We start from the raw sequence: 20,761 nt of genomic DNA on the forward strand, positions 1-20,761 counted from the left end.
GACAGACTTCCCTACATACGCCTCTTTAACTCCATTCCTTAATTCTATTCGGAAAGATCAATCATCATATGATAAATCTGGATTTTCCCATTCTCGCCATGATAGGTCTTGGCGAGTTTTAAATGGGCAACATCAGTATAATCTTTTGATAAATCAATGAAGAGTTGATTTTTGTCAAGCTTAAATTTCTCCTCAAAATCAACGTCTGCTATATCTGTTTTATATGATTCCCAAGTGTGATCAAATTTCTGTGGTTGTCCTTTAAAGTAAATGATCATATAGTAACGCTCGAGACTGTTATTATACCCAAATATCTTTTGTATGTGCTTTTCGACTACAGACTTTTCCTTCCCTTTTAAAATCAGGCCTTCCAAAAGGGCAATCTCAATATTACCTGCCTCAATCGTTATATCCGCTTCACCTGCGTTGATTCCAGTTGGGGATTTTCCAGTTCTAGGCTGATCAGTTATACTCCAGCCCCATACTTGGAATCGTAATTTTAATGTCGCTAAAAATAGATCATTGTATCGATCTTCTTGTGGATTTTTCTTCACCGCATCCCGTTTCACGGTCATAACTTTCGCAGCCTGAATAAGTTCATTGAAAACAAAGTCGTTCAGGTTCCGTTTGTCATTGACTATATCCGGAGTTATGGAAGGTAGGTCAGTAGCAGCGATACTTCTGATATTGACCAACGTATTTTTAAAGGCCCCTAAAAGACCCGTTGAGACAGAAGCCTTCTCCAGTTCTCTTAAAAATAAGGGAACCGATTTACCTTTTAGTTCGATAGATTCTATTGATTTCTTCAGATAAGCAAATGCAGTTTCATGCAATTTCATGCCAAGGTAGTAATTGTAAATCAGTGGAACTATTTCTTCGTCATGTAGGTAAGCTTTAGAAAGTAGACCAATATGCTGGGCTAGTTTTTTTTGATCATTTACATGTGCATAGTAATGAAGCTTATTACTGGAAATTGCTTCGCTCAGCTCCGATAACTTACTTGAATTTGATTCTTTTAGGTTTTTGGTGAATTCTTCCCATTGTTGAAAGGCGGCGCCTAACAAATCCATGTCGCCATCTTGGATAGCTTTTAAAGTCTGTGCCCTATACAAATGAAATGCATATCGGGGTTCATCATCATGGCTGGAGCTAAGGGAGTGAAAAATGGAGATTGCTACATCATACACTTTTTCGTTATAAAGCTTATGCAGACCGGTAAAGAACTTCTTTAAAACTTCACCTCTGTTGTTATCCTTGGAATTAATTATGTAATTGGATTTGGGAATTTCTATTTCAGCGATCTTTTCAGGATCATTTTCTTTAAATGCCAGAAGAAGATCCACATTAAATAACATAAAAACTAGGTTGTCATCCTCTCTTCCAACTTTTTCCAGATGTTTTTGAATTCTTAAAATTAATGGTTTTGCCAATTTCCAGTGTGATTCGGAATTGACTGCTTCTATAAGGGTATCTTGTAGAACTGTCACTGTACGGCTGCTTTTTATATATTCCTGGATTTCTATCTCCGAAATTCGTTTGGAGACAACTTTTGCAAGGTCTTCTGATTCCAAAATATTGATAGCAGTCAACATGCAGCCGATATCTACGCTGTGAGCAAAGAAATCTTCGATCAATTCTCCTGCTTTTACTTCAGTCAAAAAGTTGAGCGATCGAAACAGTAAGGTACGTAGGCTCAGATAATATTTGTCCTCTCCATAAGTGTAAAAATTCTCGTCAAAAATATTCACGCGATCATCTTCGAGCTGATCTACCGAATACTGAGTAGAAATCTCTCCTATAAAATTTTCAAGCTTTCTCAATGTACCTCTAACGGGCAACTGCTCGATTTCAAGCTCATTTTTCCTCACATGTATCGAACTAAAAGCTAAGAAAATTGATTTTGCGAAAATCTTCAGTTTATCTTTTTGTTCTTTATTCTGATCGTCGTAGATGCTTTTTTTTGCGTCAAACCTTAAGGTTTTATGGAATTGTATTTTAAAACTTGAGAGCTTATTTCTATTTTCAAATAATAAAAAAAGATATCCCCAGTCAATTATTTCAAATCCAAATAAATTCAGTGAGCGACTCACCTTTTTTGTTTCTTTTCCCCGACCAAAATAATCTACCACCTCGATTTCTTCGATAGCATAATAATCCAAAAGATATTTGTACAGTCTATCTATAAGTTCATTGGACTTTTCCCGGATTTGATTTTTCTCACGCTCATATATTTCCCCCTCAGCAAACCGCAGATTGCATAATCGCAGCACTTCGACACTTACATCAAGAAAACAGCGATCAAGTGAGAGATAATGATGACGACTATCTGGGCTCTTATACTCATACAGCAGATAATCCAGCATTTCGGGTAACATTGATATAATCATTCTAGGTGAAATATTATGTCCATTATTTGTCCCACTGTATCTTTTAAAGGTTAAAAGTTGCAAAATTTGATCATAACGCTTCTTCGCAGCATGATGCCTGACGTAATTGTTGTTCCCTTTGTAACTGAATACATTCTTAGCTGTGTCAATCAATATCTTGACGATACAATCGCCTTTCGAATTACTTTCATATTGTAAGTTTGAAAACAGATCCAATATCAGGTCAAATGATTCAAAAAATAATTCGTTAGTGATTTTATATTTTTCTTCATTTTTTTCATGCCAGTACTCTTGCTTTTTCAAGAATACCTCATCTACTGGTATCTTGTCAATAAGCCGCAGAACAGAAGGTATCAATTCACTTTCATTGAGAAGATATGGCAAAACATAGGCGAAGTTTTCAGCGATATCATTATAGAGTATCCACAGTAAAAAGGGTCTGGAAAGGTCCTTAAGAATCTTCGGAACTTCGCTATATTGTTTCTGTTGACTTGAGAGATTCTTTAAATACAGCCCCAGTAACAATGAAGAGAAGACTCTGGTTCTCTGATAGAAAAAAAGATCATCATGCTGTCTTCCTGCATTGACAACGCTGTTTATAAAATTGTAGGTACTACTATAATCAAAACTTATATTGGGTATTTTTCCGTCGATTTCTATATGATGATAGTTTAGTGCATCTAACCATATCTTCTGAAAATCATGCTCGCTTTTTAGCAGATCCTCTTCCCTGGTTAGATACTCAACGGCAAATTTACTTATTTGATCATATTCTGCCGGAGCTAAAAAATCAGTCATATCAACACCGTACATTTTCATGCGGATGAGCAGCTTCGCGTAATGCTGAAATTCCTCAAATGTGTTATCTTCGGAGATTAGTATCCACAGGGTTGCTGCAATTTCATTTTTGAGGGATTTCAGATAATTATGGTCTGTCCAGTACAGTTCTCCTTTGTTCGTGTCCTCTTCCAGAATTTTTTTTCCTGTTAAAAATTCAGTGGAAATCTCCCTAGGAGCATAAGATTTAAGGATACTATCCAGCACACTTCTTGCGATTGTTAATTTTGCATCCTTAAAATACCGGTCATAATACATCCGCAAACAGTTTACTAGATTTTCTTTGCCTGCGGGTAAATCCAACCCCTTACCTTCTGCTTCACTGTATCCCACCTTCCATATAAAGTGTTTAACGACCACAGGTAAAACAACCTCGCCGGAAATCAATCTAATCCAGCTAATTTCCTCAAAGTCTTTAATTGTTATTGTACTGTCATTAATTAAATTGAATTCTACGATGATATTTTCAAATTCTCCTTTGCTGCGGTCAATGTATTTTAAGTTTAATATTATATGGGAGAGAATATACGACAGATTATACCGAAGGTTCTCGCGTTTAATATTTGTATTGATATGTTCGTGATAAATATTGTTCTTAGAACTCAAGTATTTTATTTTTTCACCAAGAGCCATAATCCGATCTTTTGAAGCGTAGTCAATCTGAAATTCCATATGGGATTAAAATGGTTAAAAGCATTTAAATATAGTTCTTTTATTAGTTTCCTAAAAGAATATGGTTCCCATAATTTCTGTTATTTTATGACCGCAAAAGATAATTTACTAAAGACCTTTCCTAGTTACTTTTACGGGAAAACTACGGATATTGAGTTTACCAATTACGATGATGAGGTAACAAAAAGTAGAGCTTCATTTTGAGTATCAAGGCTAGCCAAAACATTTTTTGGCTAAATCTAAGAAAGTGAAGAATATATCTTGATCTGACCGGTAATATAAACACCAAATATTAAAATATCAGTTTAGCAATGCTTTTGGGGACATCCTTTTATTAAGAAGTTATTATTTAATCTTTATTTATTTTTAGATGAACTTTTTACAAAAGATAAGAAAGTTTGGTGACTTAAGTCATTAAACCAACTAATTGTATCCTTACATTTTGTTATTTCTTCATCTGTAATAGTAAATGAATTGGAATTTTTGGGATGGGTTATTCTATTTCTTACTTCAATAGATTCGAGAAGATTACTCCATTCTTTTTTGCCGAGTTTTAGGTCGATTTCGGAATTAAATAATCTGTTTAGTATATTGAATGTGAATTTAATATTATCGGTAAGTTTTAAAAATTTAGTTGTAGTTTTTGCCTTACCATTATTTCCTAGCTCATACGACGCCTCCTTAAGCAAAACAAATTCTTCAATGGATATATATCTTTTTCCCTCTTGAGGTTTCGCTTTGAGACATACATCTTTTAGAATTGAAATAGTTCCTTCAATGCAAGAAAAAATGCTTCTAATATAAGTTCTTCTAGCAAATTGTGATTCTGGATTGTTCTCTAAAAAAGTCTCAGCATCACCTGCATCTTCAAGTAAAGAACCTAGGGATTGCTTTATTTGTCCAATTGTCATTTTAATACAAAATTTTTAATTCTTTTGATTATAAAATTCAAATATAAGAATTTGTCAAATGGAAACTATTCTCTTAAGGAGCACTAAAATCTATTATTACTGTACTTCCCAGTTTTATCAAGCTTTAATAATATACATTAATTCTTAACCTATTTTTATAGTCTTGATGTCTTGATCTAATTGTTTGTGTTTATTTAATGTCCCTGCACCGGCCTTGGTACATTGTGCAAGAAATTTTTATCTATTCTGGGCAGGGACATGTTTTTAGTGTTTAATGTTTGGGCTTATAATGATTGCTATCCATTTAGCGGTCTTGATTCAATGATCAAAAAATGCCCCACTCTATTTTTGATCACCCATTTCCCCTCACGTTTAACATAGTAATCCTCGCATTTTACGCTGTAGTCCGACAAGATATTCTTCCCTTCTACTTCCCTTACCATCTTGATCTGGCTGAATGATATACCGCTCGCCGTATCACCGTCGATATTGACCGTATGCTGTCCGTTTATGGTAAAATAGGTCTTGACCTGCGCTGCATGCATATTGAAATCCCGCTCCATATTATCCCTTCCCGATACGTCGGCAACCAGATTTCCGCCCATATAGACCTTATAAGTCACGTCCTCTGCAAACAGCTGCATGACCTCTGCAATTTTCCACTCATCGCTCAAATAGGCATAATTGTCGATTAGATCTCTCAGCTCCTGTTTTTCTTTTAAAATTTCTAATGTCATAATGAATTGTATTTATTGTTATAAAATTTGTTTTCGTATGATTTTTAAATTCAATTTTTTCTCTTCAGAAAAGGTGTTATACTTTCATTTTAGATCGGTTCCTTTTCTTTGTTTTTAATGATTGCGCATCATTTAGACTTTTATCGTTTTTACTGTCTGATGGTTCAAAAGTAGATCATATCGGGTCTTATTTCATGACTTGTTACCTAAAGGTTAGTGGCTAATAAATAGGTTATAAAAAAGCTTTGATTATGGCACTGAGTGTAATAAAACGGTTATAAAGCCTTTCCAAAGGTGTCAGAGGCTAAGATTTATTGGGCTACTTTAAAAGGACTATATGGAAGAATTATGGTAAATTTGCTTACAATTTATTAGCAGTTACTAAAAGGTTATTTGCTAATATTTAAATAATTAACAGCATGGAAATGAAACAACCTGGTCAAATAAATGCGGAAAACAAGGAGTTCACGGATGAATGCCACACCATAATGAATGCAGTCAGTGATACTCTGTACGTAGTCGGTGGAAAATGGAAACTGATGATCATCATCGCCATGGCAAGGGGAAACAACCGTTTCAGTGAACTGCAAAAACAGGTCAAAGGTATTTCCGCAAGGGTACTGTCAAGTGAGCTCAAGGAACTTGAGCTTAATGGTTTTATCGTTAAAAAAGTATCTGTGGGCTATCCCGTACTGATCGAATACGAGCTGCTACCGTACAGTCATACACTTGAAGAACTTGTTGGCGCAATGACCAGATGGGGAATCCAGCACAGGGCGAAAATAAAGAGCGAAAGGTCTTCCGGTGGTAAAAGGGAGTAAATGTTAATATTTGATACTTCTTCAGGCGAAAAAGCATTGGGGCAGATTGTCAGGAAGTATTTGTGGAATTTCGTCTCTGCTATTATTTTTTGAGAATCGAGAACCAGTTAGGCGCACATATCTGGAAGATTAGAATCAACAAAAAGGGAAATTCCAGGATACCTAAAACGCTTTCTATGACGGCCTTTTTCCCTGTAAGGAATGATCTGCCACAATTCGGAAATCTTAGGTCCGGATATATGAACTATCAGCATTAAAATGTAGGGCCTGGTTTCCGTTTAAAAAAGCTGTTAATTATATTTTGTTTTATTTTCTCTGAAAAAAAGCAATATGCCTGTGAGTCTGTTTTACTGACGCAGGAATGCTACTAGTATGTTTTTGATAGTCTATATAGCGTAAGACCATCTTACCAATTAAGGAAATTTCTCGTCTTATCTTAGCTCTTCATTGGAAAGCGTTAGTTTAACTACAATATTGTAATCGCTACATCACAACTTCAAAAGTACGCGTGAGCAAAACTAAGCAGTAATAGATCGTCGGATCAAAGTCGCGACAATCTATACCCAAAGCAATTTGTCTATAGTTTTATTTTAATTCACTATAAATTGTTTGAAGTTGCTCTTTATTACGTTCTAAGAATGTTTTGAGCGATTCGGGCTGAATGCCAAAGTCTGAAATTTCCTGAGGATCTACCTGATAACCTTCAGCATTTTTCCAGAGATAGGAATCGATACCATATTTAAACAAACCGCTGGCGAGGGCTTCTTTTTCGGTTTGACTGATGGCCTCAAATCGTTTGCCCACAACAGAGGACAGCACCTCAGCAACTTCTGTCATCGTTAATTTATCACCTGTGATGGCAAATTCTTTTCGGTTAAATTTCTCCGGCTGTACGAATGCTTCTGCAGCGAAACGTCCTATATCATTAGGAGAAACCCAATCTATTTTTGTTTCCGGAGCAATCGGAGTTATTATTTTTCCTTGTGAAATGGTAGGGAACATCACGTCAGTCATAGGCGGAAGTAAATTGATCATGATAAAAGGCGGTTTGATGATTGTCCAGTAGGTAAAGCCTGCTGCCTTAACAGTCTCAATCGCTGCGGCTTTTTCTTCCCAGTACAATGGCTCCCAAACGCCCTTGTCCCAGTCGACAAAGTTTGCATGATCTCCGGCACGTGCAACTGAAGTATGTACGATCTGTTGTATTCCTGCGGCTTTCGAGGCTGCAATGAGATTATTTGCGTGGCGCGTTTCCTCACCCTTGTTTCCTGGATGGCTTCCCATTTGTACAGAAAACACACCCGTTGCACCTTTAGCTGCATTGGTCAAACTTTGTGGGTCATCGAATGTAGCTTCTATGAGTTCTACGTTTTTTTCAGCTAATGCTTTTGCTGCTTTACTGTTTTTATCTCTGACGATTGCCCTTACCGCAATGTTTTTAGCTAATAATGCTTCTACAACTGCTCCACCCTGTGTTCCGGTGGCACCTGCTACTAGTATTAATGGTTTATTGTTCATATCTGTTCGATCATATTTTTTTGTAAATTTACGATGTAATTGGTTTATAAAATATACCAGTTACCTAAAGGATGCCAGATATACAAAACGATAAAGCAACGACTGACCAGCAGATACGACATTTGCAGGATACGCTATATGTGATAAATGGGAAGTGGAAGCTGCCTATACTGGTTGCTGTCCACGAAGGGAATACTCGCTTTCGCGACATACAGCGGAGCGTTGGTGGAATTACTACTAAAGTTTTATCTAAAGAACTTAAAGAACTGGAGCTGAATAAGCTGGTGCTACGCAAGGTTTATGACACCTCTCCCCCTAGCGTTGAATATACGACTACTTCCTACTGTGATACCTTACACAACATGATCGCTGAAATGATTGATTGGGGTAAGAACCATCGAAATAAGATAAAAGAGGATTAATGTAATCCATTATATGCTCCCTGATAGGTGTAATACTTATCAGAGATTTTTTATGGGCATGTGCCTACTGGCACCGCGCTTTCCGTTGCAAGTCCTCGTACCTGCGGGCTTTACATCAAAGATGTGCTATGTTATCTCTTTGCTTTTTGTTATTTATTTTGAAATAGATGCTATCCGTATTAAAAGATGAAAAAATAGGAATTTTGCATTGTCGGAAAATCTTATTTACTATTTTTATTAGCAAATAAAATACAATGAGAAAAATTATGACTTCGACACTGGTTATCTGCTTTGGGCTTCGATCTACTTTAAAGCTCGTAAGACTATTTGGAATTATACTTGTTCATTTTCTTGAAAATGTTGTTCAAATCCGACTTCTATTAACGAAAGAGTAAATCCTTGCATAGGGAATTAAAGTTTGGTATCTATAATACATCAAATTTCCTAGTTCTATCTTTGTGACATACTAAGTCCTGAAACTGGCGTGAAATTCTTTGTAAAACCTCTTATATCAAAAGCTTTCGAAAGTGTGAAATTAAATGATGGAATTGAATGGCGACGATAAAAGGATTCCATTCCAAAACTTATACCTGCAGGCATATAAGTAGCAAAAAGTCTAAGCTGAAGATAAATATCATTTTCTGATTAAATTGATAGTTTATCGATCCCGATTGGCTCTGCCTTATAAAAATGAGGTTTGAATATTTACTTATACCTGCAGTCAAATGTGCCTTTATATTAACATCCTTAGCGTTTAAAATCCACATAAAGCCAAAACTCACGTTAGAAACAGCTTTTTGATATTCAATAGATGGAGGAAACCTTGTTGATCCACACATGTTGAATTGTTTTATTGTGTTCGGCTGGGAAGTTCGCCAATGTGCCACGGTATCAAGATTGTAAGATTTTTTAATTTTCACATTTACCAATCCAAAATCAATTCCGCCAGTTATAAAGAAATTACTATTATTATTGCTCCCAATCTTATTCATGAAATCTAATTGGAGTGACAAAGGGTCTAAAGTTTGACTTACAGTTTGGTTATAATTTCCTTTTGTAATACTATAGAGCGTGTCTCCTAATTCTGGTCTTGCTATCTGGGAGATGGATTCCTGAGAATGCGGAAAAATATTTCAAAGTCAGAGATCCTTTGGCATTAGACTATTTGCCCAAGCTGTTAGGGACAGGCAAATAATAGTAAAAGCCTAGATTTTGGTCTAGGCTTTTAATTTTGTTACGGATTTAGTATCAGTCTTTTATTAATTTGGGTTACTACTCCACAAGTACTTGTAAAAATACCTTCAATTATAACCTCTTGATTTTTTTGATTTCGTAAAAGTTCTGCCGTTTGGATGAACAGATTGGGACCTGTAGTACCGAAAGACATATCAACCAAAGGCGAATTGCACTTCCATTTAATGGTTCCTTGTCCAATATACTCCATTGTAAATTCAAAAGTTTCTCCACCATGTCCACTAGATGGACCTTGAACTGCCGTCACATAACCTCCACCAATAATGATATCCTTATCAAAAGTTTTAGTTGAAGATGTGGATCTTAATTTTACGGTCTTGGCTGAACCTCCTCCACTAACATTTGTTACCTTCCATTTGTTTTGGCCCATGTCAGTCAATGTAGCTACACCTGCAGCATCCACCAAAGAAATAGCGTATGGATTGGTTATAGTATAAATACCTTCGTTACAAATCATTTCTGGTCCTTCAAATGAAGTCACTGGAATAGTATATGGAGCTAAAGCGAATCGCTGATAACCTGGTATAGCAATCCAATCAGTCCATCCATCTGTATTTTCAGGGTCTGGATATTTATCTCTGTAATATCTATATTTAGCATACACATTGAGATAACCATTGAATCCATTCAAAACATTAGCGGGAAAAGTTACGTCTCTATTGATAACATGTGATACAAAAGAGCCTGCATCCCAATCTGAAGTTGTAAAAGTGGTCGATAAAAGATCGTATCTATTTCCATTTGTATCATAGAAAAGAACTAATTCTCCTTTAATAGGCTTGCTAACCCAGGGTTCTATACTAGGCCTTGTAAATGTAATATTAATCTTCATTGGAGTAGGAGCTCCCCAGTTAATCATTACATCCCCATTAACAATAGGTACATGGCTGTAATTTAAATTTCCAAATTTTATAATTTGTGCAATACCAGGGTTAAATAGTATTGTTAAAAGTACTACAACTAGTAATTTTACAATTCTCATAATTTTCCTGCTTTAGCGTTTCTTAAATCAGTAGCAAACATCTCCATATCCATTTTGAAATTAAGGTAATCAATGTTAAGAGTATGGGTTTCGCGATTGTAGTAAATACTATCTTTCGGTTGCGCAAGAATTTTTGCGGTTGTAGTGTAAACGAAATCCTTTCCGTACTCTTCTCCATCAATTAAGATAGTCTCCTCTTTAGGCTTTACGGTTTCCTCCTTCTTGCACGCGCCAAAGCCTAGCCCTAGCAGCGCAATAAATACTAAATATCTTTTCACTTGGCAATATAATTAGCTGATAAGATAACTAAAATTAAAGGTGAGAATGAAGTTGATGGGGAAGTTCTACACAAAAGTGTATTGGGTTGATATGGTGGTGAAGTATTAGGATTGTACCATACAATAAATAGTCATAACTAAGTAGTTATATTTGTAAAATGAAAAAAATAAATAAAGAGCAACTTGAAGTCGCTTACCAAAACACAACGGATCATTTTAAAGACTTCTTTAAAAATTTAAATGATCTACCGTTTTCGAAAATGGATAAATATGTATCGTCATTAAATGGGTATTTTAATGAAGCTCCAAAGTTCAAAAAAATTCCACAAGAGGTTAGGGATGTTTTTTATGACGAATGCGATAAGTTAAGCTCAAACTAACCAATCTCCTCAAAGTAAAACCTAACAACCACCTCCTTTTCCTGGAGTAATCCATAACGCTTTGCAAACTTGTATTGTGTGGTGTCTCTATCGAGTGAACGGATAAAGCCCTCAATTACCTCTCGGAAACTCTCCTGACTCAATGAGCCTTTTATGGTATTACAGGACATGCATGCTGATGGTTATTTAAATTTAGGAAAGGCGTCTAATTAGAATGCTCACCGGCTTTGGTTAGGTAATTTGATTCCATTGCTGATTATACCGAATATTTGTATATTAGGATAAATACAAATATTAAAATTATGTCATCGAAGATTTTCCTGCAATCTTTACAAAGTAAATTAAAAGGCGGTAACGCCCGTTCTATTCATTTAAATGCATTGCCAGGACGGTTGGCCACACGGTTAGACCTGCAGCAGCTCGACCTAATTGAGGATGGTCTCGCCAAATCATTTTTGGATACTTTGTTGACCAAAGCAAATTTTGAATTTAAGATTTCATTTGATACGATAGACCTCAATGAAAAAGATGCGGAAACTCAAAAGAAACTGACCGTAATTTCTAAACGACTAAACTCCATCATCATTGAAAATGAAGATTATTTTAAAGAACATGGGATGAAGACCCTCGGATTCGGCTATCCTATACTTATAAAAAGATCTTCAAAAGACCCTTCGAAAATCATAAAAGCTCCATTATTTATTTGGCAACTAGAGGCCGTTAAATCTAAAAACAAAGTCAATGAATGGTCGTTTTTGCGCAATAAAGTGGTTCAAGCGAATGGAAAAATAGTGGATTCAGATATTCACCCGATTAGTATCAATGAGGTCCTCCTTTCTTTTATTAAAAGTGAAGATGACATTACACTCCCCAATCTGGCCAATGAAGCCTTAGAGGACGCTCTGATTGATAGCAGCGAACTAGTGAACGCTTGTGCAGAAGTACTGGAAGCACTCAATTCGAATAGTAAAGAACAGATACTCGAGGTGCTAAGCAAAAATTTTGAAACAGCTATAAATGTATTACCCGAAGCATCCCAGATAGATGCTATCGCCAATAATAAAGCTTACATTCATTTTGGCGGTGTTTTTGGTTTGTTCAGAGCGCAAAAAGAAAGTATTATCACCGACATCTCCCGTTTATTGGATCGCTTCGATGCCTTTGAATTTGATGAGCTTAAAGTGGAAAGCTTATCGACAACACCTTTCAGTGCCGTAGATACAGACCCAAGCCAACAGGCAATAATAAGTGCTCTTGGAAATGAACCGAATCAAATAATACAAGGCCCCCCAGGTACGGGAAAAAGTCAATCATTAACTGCACTGATAACAAATGCACTTGCTAATGGACTGAAATGTCTTGTCGTTTGCGAAAAGAAAACAGCACTTGATGTTATTAAAGCAAATATCGAACGTACGAATCCTCAGATCGGCGCTTTAGTAGGTGTAATTGATGATGTAAACGATGCGCGTGAAGCGATCGTAGATTCTGTCAGAGATCGTCAGATCGGGGTTCCTTTTTATATTTCAGTAAGGCAAGCTCAAAACCAATATGATACGATAAAATCAAAACTCAAGGAATCAGCTGAACTTATTAACGCACAGCATGCTGCCTTAGCTCAATCGGTCTACGGCGATAAGAGTTGGTCGCAGATCGTAGGACGGTATTTGGCTTTATTAAAAAACTTTAATGAGGTACCGCTTAAGAATATTATACCGAAACAAGATTTTAATTTTGCTCAGGATCACACAGAACTAGAAAGGACACTTGCTGTTTTAAAACATAGCCATAATTTATTTAAGCAATCGCATCAGGTCCATCCCATATTTAAACCATTGATAGACGATCTATTTTTAGATCAACAGGTTGGGCCATCACGCGTAAGAATTGAAGATTTTATTGCATACGCTCATAAACAGATACCAACAATTGAACAGGTTATTACTGAACTTCAAGTAAGTGGAAAGCAGTGGGTTGATGATTTTTTGAGTGGCATCCCCGCAATAATGCAGCAGGATTTTAAGCCCTATTTAGCCTTTTGTATTGGAGATTCAGTTAAAGAAGAGGTATTACCATCCACTTTTCCTCAGGAACAGCGAATCAACGAAATTGTCTTAGGATTACAAACAGTTCGGATTAAAGCGCAACAATTTTTCAAGCAATATGAAGATGCTTTGCAACAACATTACGGCAGCTATCATTCATCGCTAAGCAATGCAATATCAACTTATCTTGCCTACGCTGAATCAAGCATTGCTCAATATGGTAATAACCTATTAAATAATAGCAGTGTTGCAAGATTTAAAACAAGTTTATTAAGTATATTCTCGGGAAAGCATAAACAGATAAAACAAACGAGAATCGAATTAAAGAATCGCATCGCGCAGGTAAGATCAGCCCATGTTGAGAAATATTATATAGAACATCAATATAACGATCATTTGGAAACAAGTGATTTATCTATTTACCTAAACAATATTGATAAACTCCGACAAAAGCTAGCCACTTGGAAAGAGCAATACCCGCTTACGATCAGTAGCTATTTGACTAATATTACAAATCATCATTTTCATACTGAACTGAGTGAACTAAAAGCGCAAATAGCTCCCCTGCTTCAAAAATTGGATAGCTTGGAGCAAGTGCTAATCGCTGATTATAATATCATTCCAAGGACTCCTGTAACCGATATCAATGGGTTGATTGAGGTAGTACCCTATCTAACTGAAAGAGTAACTTTTCAATTAAGGTATTTTAATAATTTTCGTGATTATTATGCTGGTCGTTCTGATGCCTATAAAAGTCTACAAAGCTCTTTTGACGATATTGAAAGCAACCAAGTAACGGGAAATATCACGAATGGTGTATTTTTGCCGTATACAAGTCTTCAGGCTGCAAGGGACCTCTGTGATAGGATTAAGCATACCATCACGACGTTCAGTGAACATATGAGTGATTTCCGTGTCTATCATGAGTGGAAATCATTTTTCCTTTCAGTGGACGGAGCGCAACAAAGGCTTATTACCAGAATCGCCATACATCTTAAAGATCATTGGGCTGAAGCATTTGAATGCTGGTATCTGTATTGGATACTCACGACAAATGAGCCACAGGAATTGCCAAAAAGCGATTACCAACTACAACAATATCAACAGCAAAAACAAGAGTTTAACCATGCGCAGCTGAATAGCATTATTGCCTTATGGACAGAAAAACAAGCGGAAGCCGTCGGACATTTTAAAGCCAGAGGACACAACATAAATAGTTTGTTTAACAAAAAGGGAGCTAAGGGAATGCGTCGCAATTCACTCCGCACTATTGTGAACAGAGAATTTGAACTATTTACTGATTTTTTTCCAGTATTATTGGTCAATCCTTCGGTCTGCAGTTCTATCTTGCCGCTACAGGAAGGAATTTTTGATGTGGTCATATTCGATGAGGCCAGCCAGCTGCGTCTCGAAGATACTTACGCGGCCCTGATCCGGGGAAAAGCAAAAATTGTTTCCGGTGATAAGCACCAGATGGCTCCCTCTTCTTACTTCGAGGGAAGTGGAGCGCTACTTGATCCGATTGATGATGAGATAGAAGATTCCGAAGATGAATTTTCTGATCGGACTGCGCTGCAAGCTGCTCAGCTTAATCTTGCGGATAGCGAATCGTTACTAGCTTATGCTGTAGACAAAGGGTTCGTTGAATCTTATTTAAAAGTCCATTATCGCTCGAAACATCCTTATCTTATCGACTTCTCCAATCATGCATTCTACGGGAATAGGTTAATGCCTGTTCCGGCGAAGGAGCACTACACTCCTATCGAATACGTACAGATTGACGGATTGTATGAAGGACAAGTAAATAAGCAAGAGGCATTGAAAGTGGTCGAATTGTTACAACAGATCATGAAGGATGCTACAGATAGTATTCCAAGTGTGGGTGTTGCTACTTTCAATATTTATCAACGCAACTTGATCCTTGAGGAACTGAGTGCAGTTCGCCAGAACGATTCTGCATTTGACAGCTTAATGGCGCAGGCGGGAGATTCATTCTTTGTTAAAAATCTCGAAAACATTCAGGGCGACGAACGCGATATTATCATTCTCTCAACGACATTTGGGCGAAAAGCCGACGGCTCGTTTAGCCAAAACTTTGGTCCGATTATACAGGGTAAAGGACATCGTATGTTGAACGTAATCATCACTCGAGCACGGTCAAAGGTATATGTATGTACTTCTTTCCCGCAGGAGTATGTTGGTCAGTACCCAAATCTTATCCAACAGAAGGGCAATAAAGGCCGTGGTATTATGTACGCTTACTTTACCTATGCGAAAGCGGTAAGTGAGGGTAATGACGAATTGCGAAAGGGCATTTTACAGTTGTTGAGTCAGTATTGTACAGACAAACTGTATGAACCCGCGGAATTTAGCTTAGGGTCTGAGTCTCCATTTGAAGATGAAGTATTTGAACAACTTGCACAGCATATTGGTGCAGATCGCATAGAACAGCAGCATTCCGTAGGCGGTTTCCGGATTGATATCGTTGTAAAATCAAAAATAAACCACAAACCACTCATCGCAATAGAGTGTGATGGCGCGAAATATCATAACAGTCCTGAAGCTTACGCCTGGGACAGCTTCCGCCAGGAGCAACTTGAAAGATATGGATTTATATTCCATAGGATATGGTCAATTAAATGGTGGGATGATGCCAATGGAGAATTGAGGCAACTACTTGATTTTATCCGTCAACAGGATGAGGAAGAGACAAATTTAGGGAACCATGTAAATGTGGCAACGAGAATCAATATAAGTGATAATTAGCAATGAATGGATGATCTAACTATACAAAAAAACAACGCATATTTGTGGACTCAAAATTTCATAGTGAACCGAAAGAAAGGTTTTAGTTAGCTATGTTATTGTTGATTAATTAAATATTATAGAGTTTATATCTAAATCAATAGGACTTACATGCTTTAAAAAGAGTGTCAAGTCCACTCAAAATTTCGTTTAAATAAAGTGTTTCACTACGGAATACTACTGAATTATTATATAAATTGTATCCTCTATGAGTATTTAAAGCGGGCATACCGAAATGTAGACTCCTTAAAGACGGATTCATAGCCAGGTCAATATATGCTCCTTGTGAATTGCTTTCAAACCATTCTTCAATACGCTCATCATAATGCTATGATAACAAATCCACAAGATCTATATTACTTGATTAATATTGAATATTTTAATTTGGCATCAATGTCCTCTGGTTCTTTTTCAATGTATAACTTCAGATATTCAATCGCTTTTTGTTTTTGACCTGAAGCCCTGTAAGCTTCACTGATGTAATAATAACCATAGGTTGAGTTGGGGAAAAGATGAATATTTAATTTAAATAAATCTATTGCCTGATTGGTTTTTTTCTCGAACAAAAACTTATAGGCATATCTTTCAACAAGGTTTTCTCTTACAGCGTATTTCTTTGAATTTTGTTCGATTTCCTTAATACCAGCTTCATAGCCTTTGTCACATACAGTCTTAATCGCACCTTTGGTGTAGAAAAAATTGTCAATTGAGGGTGTTGAACCTACTAATTGTTTTTTTATTAGATTACTCGCTTCCCAATAATTTTCGACTTCTCCATTGGTCAGAATAACGACTGTATAGCCCAAATCCGGATATATCATTATTTCACTCGCAATACCATCGTGTCCACCTGTATGTCCAATAATGCGATGCCCGTTTATTATGCTTTCTTCAAATCCATATCCGTACATTCCTTCTCTATATTTCACTTTACCCGATGTGCAAAGCGTTATACTTTCTTTGCTCAGTAAAATATTCTTTTGCAACACGTTGGCAAAATTCAACAAATCGTCGACTGTTGAATAGCCGCCACCAGCAGGGGTTCCTTTTGTTGGATTTAAAAAAATATTGTTCTTCCATTGCCCTGGCTCTTCCAATGACATTGTATAACCAGTAGCTAAATTTGGAACAGCATTATCCAATTCGTAAGCATCCGTATTAGTCATTTTTGCAGGTTTATAGATATGTTCTTTTACGTAATCGAAATAATTTTGACCCGACAACTTTTCAATGATTAATCCTAAAACCATATATCCAGAATTACTGTACAGGAAATCAGAACCGGGAGCAAAAGCTAATTTTTTATCAACAAACAATGGAAGGTAATCAGAAACTGTTCTGAATTTTTCTTTTGCAAGTTTGTCATATTCTTCCCAAAAACTATGCATTCCTGAAGTGTGCGTTAACAATTGATGAATAGTTACAGAGTCGGCAACAGCTTTGTTCGGGTAATCAGTAAGATATTTGCCCACTTTATCCTGAAACGAGATTTTGCCGGATTCTACCAATTGCATAATAGCCATTGCGGTAAACATCTTGTTAATAGAAGCTAAATTGAACTTTGTGTTTGTTTTATTTTTGATACGGTCTGGTAAATTAGCAAACCCAAACGCTTTTTTATATATTGGTCTTCCATCCTTTGCAATGAGGATGACGCCACTCAAATAGTTTTCTTTTTCGAGTTCTTTTAACTGTTGTTTTATTTCATTAAGGTCTGGTTTTTGTGCCCAAACTGAGTGAGTACACATCGTACATAATATGAATACAGTAAACAGGAAGTTTATTTTAAAATGTTCCATTTTTCAACGCTTTTAGTATGACAAAACTATTTCTTAATGGCATAAAAACATTGTAAGAATGTAAACTATCATACGAAAAGCCACTGATTACTCTCCTTTGTGTCTACTTCTTTGAAAAATGAACTGGGATTAAAGCCTGTCAATACCTTAAAATCTTTATTAAAATGAGGTTGGTCAAAATACGAACCTTCAAATGAGAGGTCTATAAACTTTTTCTCTGATTTATGCTTTTTGATAATACTTTTAAAACGATGTGCTTTGCGGTAATCAGAAGGAGATTTCCCTATATTCTTAAAAAACATTTTATGAAAATATTGGCGTGAGATATTTAATTTATTGGCGATGTCATTGATTTTTGAACCGTTTTCAATCTCTGATAAAATATAATCCAGCATTTCAAAATCTTTATCATGGAACTTTGATAACCAATAATTCTCCAATGCAATGATTTGATTGTCTCTATTTGCAATTTTTAGAATCTTTCCCATTTCAGTCAAATAATCAGAATGAGGTTGAAAATCATCGATTGTGTCTTTGCCAATTTCAAATTGAATATCATCCAAAAAATGAAGAATACCTGTTGGTTTAAAATATACAGTCAGCTCATTTCTTGGTTTTTCATAAAAAATCTCAACAGGAATCGAAATATTATAAAAGCAATAAGAACCAAGTTGAGTTTCGATAGATGGTAGAATCGAAATTTTACTTCTTTCAGAAACAATATCAGCATCTTGGCAAATGGTCACAAGGCAAAAATTAGTAGGGAAGGTCCAATATCTATTGGACTTTAATACTTCATTTTCGGACATAAAATAATAGCCTTCAATATATTTTTGTAGAATCTCGTTTTTAGGCTTGAAGAATTGCACTTTCATTATTAATGTTTGTCTTTTTGAATCTACTGCAACAACCTTGTAACACCACTATTCTTTCGAAAATTCTTTACTTTTAGTGACTTTCGGGATATAGATAAGACAGTCATAGCCTTTGATAACTCTCGATAAGTAAACATCATCTACTTTCAGTTTGTTTTGCAAAATAGATTGCTTTAGAGGTCTTAGGTCAAAACAGTACCATTGATCGTCTTTTGCCACATTCAGAAAAGATTTAAAACTACTGTCATCATCTTTGTCTCCCTTTCCAACGATCATGAGATGTAACGATTTCCTAAAATTAGCCTCTTCAATATTAGAGATGAGGTTACCAATATCATAGATGTCAGTTTTTGTTAATATCGTTTCGCCTTTTGGAAGATGGTTCGCACCAAATTTGAAAAGATTTTTTTTATTTTTCCAATCGGGAAGTTGGGTTAACAAGATGTTTTTAAGCAGCTGAATCCTTAAGAGATGATTTCTTTTAGTATAAATCTCTCTGCTTAGCTTAAGGTCCTCAATTTCCTTTCGCTCTTTGTCAGACAATTTCAACTTCAGCAACAAATCTATCTTTTGAAGGCAATCTTCAGATAACAGGTAGTATTTTTCAAGACCCTCTTTAGACGCTGCCAGTTTGGAGTTATGAAGCATTTGGTCATAGACCTCGATTGCTTTTTGATTTTTCGAAGCTTCCTTTAAACTGGAAATGATCATTTGGTCTGCAGAAACGCTGATTTGTTCTACACCATATATTTTGGTATTGCGTTTAGCTAAATCCTTAACCAAATCAAATTCCGGTTCGTGCTCCAAAAAAGAAAAGTTGCTACTATATTCTTTAACAAAAGAATTGAGCTTTTCAGCAGGTAGAGATTTAATTTTGGTTTCAATGATGCCTACGGAATAAGGGTCAACCTCAATGAAGTAATTGTCAAACTTAACCTCATTGATCATAGCATTGGTAAAATAAGGAACTTCGTTGGTAAAATGATTTTCTCCCAACAGAATGGAATTAGATTGTTTGATTTCGTTGAGCAAAACATCCCAGCCTTTTCCCTGAAATGAGATGTTTTTATCAATTTGGAAAGGAAAACCATTTTTTTGAACCAGGCTGTCAAGGACTCTGTTTTGAGCAAAGCTAAATTCGGTGATGAATATTGTAAGGCATAAGATTGTTAGTTTTTTCATTGGGGATTAGTTTATTTTAATAACCGTAGTTCAGTTTTCTGAGTCACGAAAATAACCATAATTTCTAATAGTAGCGCTAACAGATTAGTCTAACGATTATAATCTCAATAACAATGGATCTTATCACAGTTGTTTGCGGGATTATATTCAAAAATAATTTTGTTCTGATTTGTCGACGGAAACCTGAAAAGTCTTTAGGGGGCTATTGGGAGTTCCCTGGAGGTAAGGTTGAGGATGGTGAATCTGATGAAGAATCTCTGCGTCGGGAATTGATCTCTTTCATTTGTGAGACCGAAAATGTAGCTTCAGAATCTACCGATCATGATCAGCTCGAATGGGTAAAGGTTAGTGATCTATTAGGCTGGAAGCTTGCTCCCGCTGATATTCCTATTGCGAAAGAATTGATTGAGAAATTTAAAGGCTAGAGATCGCAAAGAGTTTTAGAAATAATCCAATATACTCGATTAAAAAACGTCCAAAATGATATTTAAAGATTTTTCAGAAAATGAACTTTGCATCTTCATGAATAGCAAACTTATCTATAAACGATGGTTGGATACGGGCGTGTCAAAAGTGTTCGACGTAATGGCATATGACAAATACACCCTCGCCAGCATAAAAGAGCTTAGCAACCAATATGGATTATTGATAGTCAAGGCAAGAATAAAGCTAATACCTACTGAGCAAGGCGGCCGAAAAACAGGCATCATCTCAGGTTATAGCCCCAATCACGTGTTTGAATATACGTCAGAAGGTAAATTACAGCGGACTTATATAGGTGATATAAATTTTGAGGGCGAGGATCAAATGCCTGGAGAAGAAAGAATTGCGACTGTTCGTTTTCTCCTTGTAAAAG

The 20,761-nt window shown here is 36.1% G+C and carries 17 protein-coding genes; 6 read left to right on the forward strand and 11 right to left on the reverse strand.

Features of this window, described 5'->3' with window-relative positions; all coding sequences use genetic code 11:
- Positions 1-44: 44 nt before the first annotated feature.
- The 3 genes from M2419_RS27215 to M2419_RS27225 form a co-directional block, all read right to left on the reverse strand.
- A complete protein-coding gene (locus M2419_RS27215; protein WP_259256376.1) occupies positions 45-3,896 on the reverse strand; it encodes a hypothetical protein in 3,852 nt (1,283 codons plus the stop codon).
- 356 nt (positions 3,897-4,252) lie between these two features.
- Entirely contained in the window at positions 4,253-4,807 is a 555-nt protein-coding gene (locus tag M2419_RS27220) for a hypothetical protein (protein ID WP_259256377.1), read from the reverse strand.
- 296 nt (positions 4,808-5,103) lie between these two features.
- Complete coding sequence (locus M2419_RS27225) at positions 5,104-5,544, reverse strand: nuclear transport factor 2 family protein (RefSeq protein ID WP_259256378.1); 441 nt, start codon at positions 5,542-5,544, stop codon at positions 5,104-5,106.
- Between the two features lie 488 nt (positions 5,545-6,032).
- Between M2419_RS27225 and M2419_RS27230 the strand changes: the two genes are divergently transcribed.
- Complete coding sequence (locus M2419_RS27230; protein ID WP_259256379.1) at positions 6,033-6,365, forward strand: helix-turn-helix domain-containing protein; 333 nt, start codon at positions 6,033-6,035, stop codon at positions 6,363-6,365.
- A gap of 585 nt (positions 6,366-6,950) precedes the next feature.
- Here the strand turns inward: M2419_RS27230 and M2419_RS27235 are convergent.
- Entirely contained in the window at positions 6,951-7,883 is a 933-nt protein-coding gene (locus M2419_RS27235) for an NmrA/HSCARG family protein (RefSeq protein ID WP_259256380.1), read from the reverse strand.
- A gap of 71 nt (positions 7,884-7,954) precedes the next feature.
- Between M2419_RS27235 and M2419_RS27240 the strand changes: the two genes are divergently transcribed.
- A complete protein-coding gene (locus tag M2419_RS27240) occupies positions 7,955-8,305 on the forward strand; it encodes a helix-turn-helix domain-containing protein (protein WP_259256381.1) in 351 nt (116 codons plus the stop codon).
- Between the two features lie 584 nt (positions 8,306-8,889).
- Here the strand turns inward: M2419_RS27240 and M2419_RS27245 are convergent.
- The 3 genes from M2419_RS27245 to M2419_RS27255 form a co-directional block, all read right to left on the reverse strand.
- On the reverse strand, positions 8,890-9,297 hold the full coding sequence (locus tag M2419_RS27245) for a hypothetical protein (RefSeq protein ID WP_259256382.1): 408 nt from the start codon (positions 9,295-9,297) through the stop codon (positions 8,890-8,892).
- 242 nt (positions 9,298-9,539) lie between these two features.
- The gene (locus M2419_RS27250) at positions 9,540-10,541 is read right to left on the reverse strand and encodes a hypothetical protein (protein WP_259256383.1); all 1,002 of its coding nucleotides are present in this window, start codon (positions 10,539-10,541) and stop codon (positions 9,540-9,542) included.
- On the reverse strand, positions 10,538-10,819 hold the full coding sequence (locus tag M2419_RS27255) for a hypothetical protein (RefSeq protein WP_259256385.1): 282 nt from the start codon (positions 10,817-10,819) through the stop codon (positions 10,538-10,540). Before M2419_RS27255 ends, M2419_RS27250 begins: the two co-directional genes overlap by 4 nt.
- Positions 10,820-10,977: 158 nt before the next feature.
- On the opposite strand from M2419_RS27255, the gene M2419_RS27260 reads away from it, so the two are divergent.
- Positions 10,978-11,199 (forward strand): hypothetical protein, encoded by a 222-nt coding sequence (locus M2419_RS27260; RefSeq protein ID WP_259256386.1) that lies wholly within the window; start codon positions 10,978-10,980, stop codon positions 11,197-11,199.
- Here the strand turns inward: M2419_RS27260 and M2419_RS27265 are convergent.
- Positions 11,196-11,369 carry a hypothetical protein gene (locus M2419_RS27265; RefSeq protein ID WP_259256387.1) on the reverse strand — a complete coding sequence of 58 codons (174 nt, stop codon included), beginning with the start codon at positions 11,367-11,369 and terminating at the stop codon, positions 11,196-11,198. The two genes, M2419_RS27260 and M2419_RS27265, sit on opposite strands and share 4 nt — an antisense overlap.
- Before the next feature lie 132 nt (positions 11,370-11,501).
- Between M2419_RS27265 and M2419_RS27270 the strand changes: the two genes are divergently transcribed.
- Positions 11,502-16,010, forward strand: coding sequence for an AAA domain-containing protein (locus tag M2419_RS27270; RefSeq protein ID WP_259256388.1), 4,509 nt, complete (start codon positions 11,502-11,504; stop codon positions 16,008-16,010).
- Positions 16,011-16,405: 395 nt separating this feature from the next.
- Here the strand turns inward: M2419_RS27270 and M2419_RS27275 are convergent, their stop codons facing one another.
- The 3 genes from M2419_RS27275 to M2419_RS27285 all read right to left on the reverse strand — a co-directional run bounded on the left by M2419_RS27275 (position 16,406) and on the right by M2419_RS27285 (position 19,905).
- Entirely contained in the window at positions 16,406-17,848 is a 1,443-nt protein-coding gene (locus tag M2419_RS27275) for a serine hydrolase (protein ID WP_182332473.1), read from the reverse strand.
- A 68-nt stretch (positions 17,849-17,916) separates the two neighbouring features.
- On the reverse strand, positions 17,917-18,723 hold the full coding sequence (locus M2419_RS27280; protein ID WP_153845618.1) for an AraC family transcriptional regulator: 807 nt from the start codon (positions 18,721-18,723) through the stop codon (positions 17,917-17,919).
- A 48-nt stretch (positions 18,724-18,771) separates the two neighbouring features.
- A complete protein-coding gene (locus M2419_RS27285) occupies positions 18,772-19,905 on the reverse strand; it encodes a hypothetical protein (RefSeq protein WP_153845617.1) in 1,134 nt (377 codons plus the stop codon).
- A gap of 113 nt (positions 19,906-20,018) precedes the next feature.
- Between M2419_RS27285 and M2419_RS27290 the strand changes: the two genes are divergently transcribed.
- Positions 20,019-20,330, forward strand: a complete 312-nt coding sequence (locus M2419_RS27290) for an NUDIX domain-containing protein (RefSeq protein WP_259256389.1) — start codon at positions 20,019-20,021, stop codon at positions 20,328-20,330.
- Positions 20,331-20,427: 97 nt separating this feature from the next.
- A partial coding sequence (locus tag M2419_RS27295; RefSeq protein WP_259256390.1) for a hypothetical protein occupies positions 20,428-20,761 on the forward strand: 334 nt, incomplete at its 3' end.

Origin of the sequence: Sphingobacterium sp. BIGb0116 (assembly GCF_024808035.1) — a bacterium.
In the GTDB taxonomy this organism is placed as follows: domain Bacteria; phylum Bacteroidota; class Bacteroidia; order Sphingobacteriales; family Sphingobacteriaceae; genus Sphingobacterium; species Sphingobacterium paramultivorum.

Excerpts from the sequence above, each read along its gene's own strand:
- M2419_RS27220 (WP_259256377.1), bottom strand. The coding sequence starts at position 4,807 with ATGACAATTGGACAAATAAAGCAATCCCTAGGTTCTTTACTTGAAGAT.
- M2419_RS27230 (WP_259256379.1), top strand. The coding sequence starts at position 6,033 with ATGAATGCAGTCAGTGATACTCTGTACGTAGTCGGTGGAAAATGGAAA.
- M2419_RS27240 (WP_259256381.1), top strand. The coding sequence starts at position 7,955 with ATGCCAGATATACAAAACGATAAAGCAACGACTGACCAGCAGATACGA.
- M2419_RS27285 (WP_153845617.1), bottom strand. The coding sequence starts at position 19,905 with ATGAAAAAACTAACAATCTTATGCCTTACAATATTCATCACCGAATTT.
- M2419_RS27270 (WP_259256388.1), top strand. The coding sequence starts at position 11,502 with ATGTCATCGAAGATTTTCCTGCAATCTTTACAAAGTAAATTAAAAGGC.
- M2419_RS27280 (WP_153845618.1), bottom strand. The coding sequence starts at position 18,723 with ATGAAAGTGCAATTCTTCAAGCCTAAAAACGAGATTCTACAAAAATAT.
- M2419_RS27225 (WP_259256378.1), bottom strand. The coding sequence starts at position 5,544 with ATGACATTAGAAATTTTAAAAGAAAAACAGGAGCTGAGAGATCTAATC.
- M2419_RS27215 (WP_259256376.1), bottom strand. The coding sequence starts at position 3,896 with ATGGAATTTCAGATTGACTACGCTTCAAAAGATCGGATTATGGCTCTT.
- M2419_RS27245 (WP_259256382.1), bottom strand. The coding sequence starts at position 9,297 with ATGAATAAGATTGGGAGCAATAATAATAGTAATTTCTTTATAACTGGC.
- M2419_RS27265 (WP_259256387.1), bottom strand. The coding sequence starts at position 11,369 with ATGTCCTGTAATACCATAAAAGGCTCATTGAGTCAGGAGAGTTTCCGA.
- M2419_RS27250 (WP_259256383.1), bottom strand. The coding sequence starts at position 10,541 with ATGAGAATTGTAAAATTACTAGTTGTAGTACTTTTAACAATACTATTT.
- M2419_RS27260 (WP_259256386.1), top strand. The coding sequence starts at position 10,978 with ATGAAAAAAATAAATAAAGAGCAACTTGAAGTCGCTTACCAAAACACA.
- M2419_RS27290 (WP_259256389.1), top strand. The coding sequence starts at position 20,019 with ATGGATCTTATCACAGTTGTTTGCGGGATTATATTCAAAAATAATTTT.
- M2419_RS27275 (WP_182332473.1), bottom strand. The coding sequence starts at position 17,848 with ATGGAACATTTTAAAATAAACTTCCTGTTTACTGTATTCATATTATGT.
- M2419_RS27235 (WP_259256380.1), bottom strand. The coding sequence starts at position 7,883 with ATGAACAATAAACCATTAATACTAGTAGCAGGTGCCACCGGAACACAG.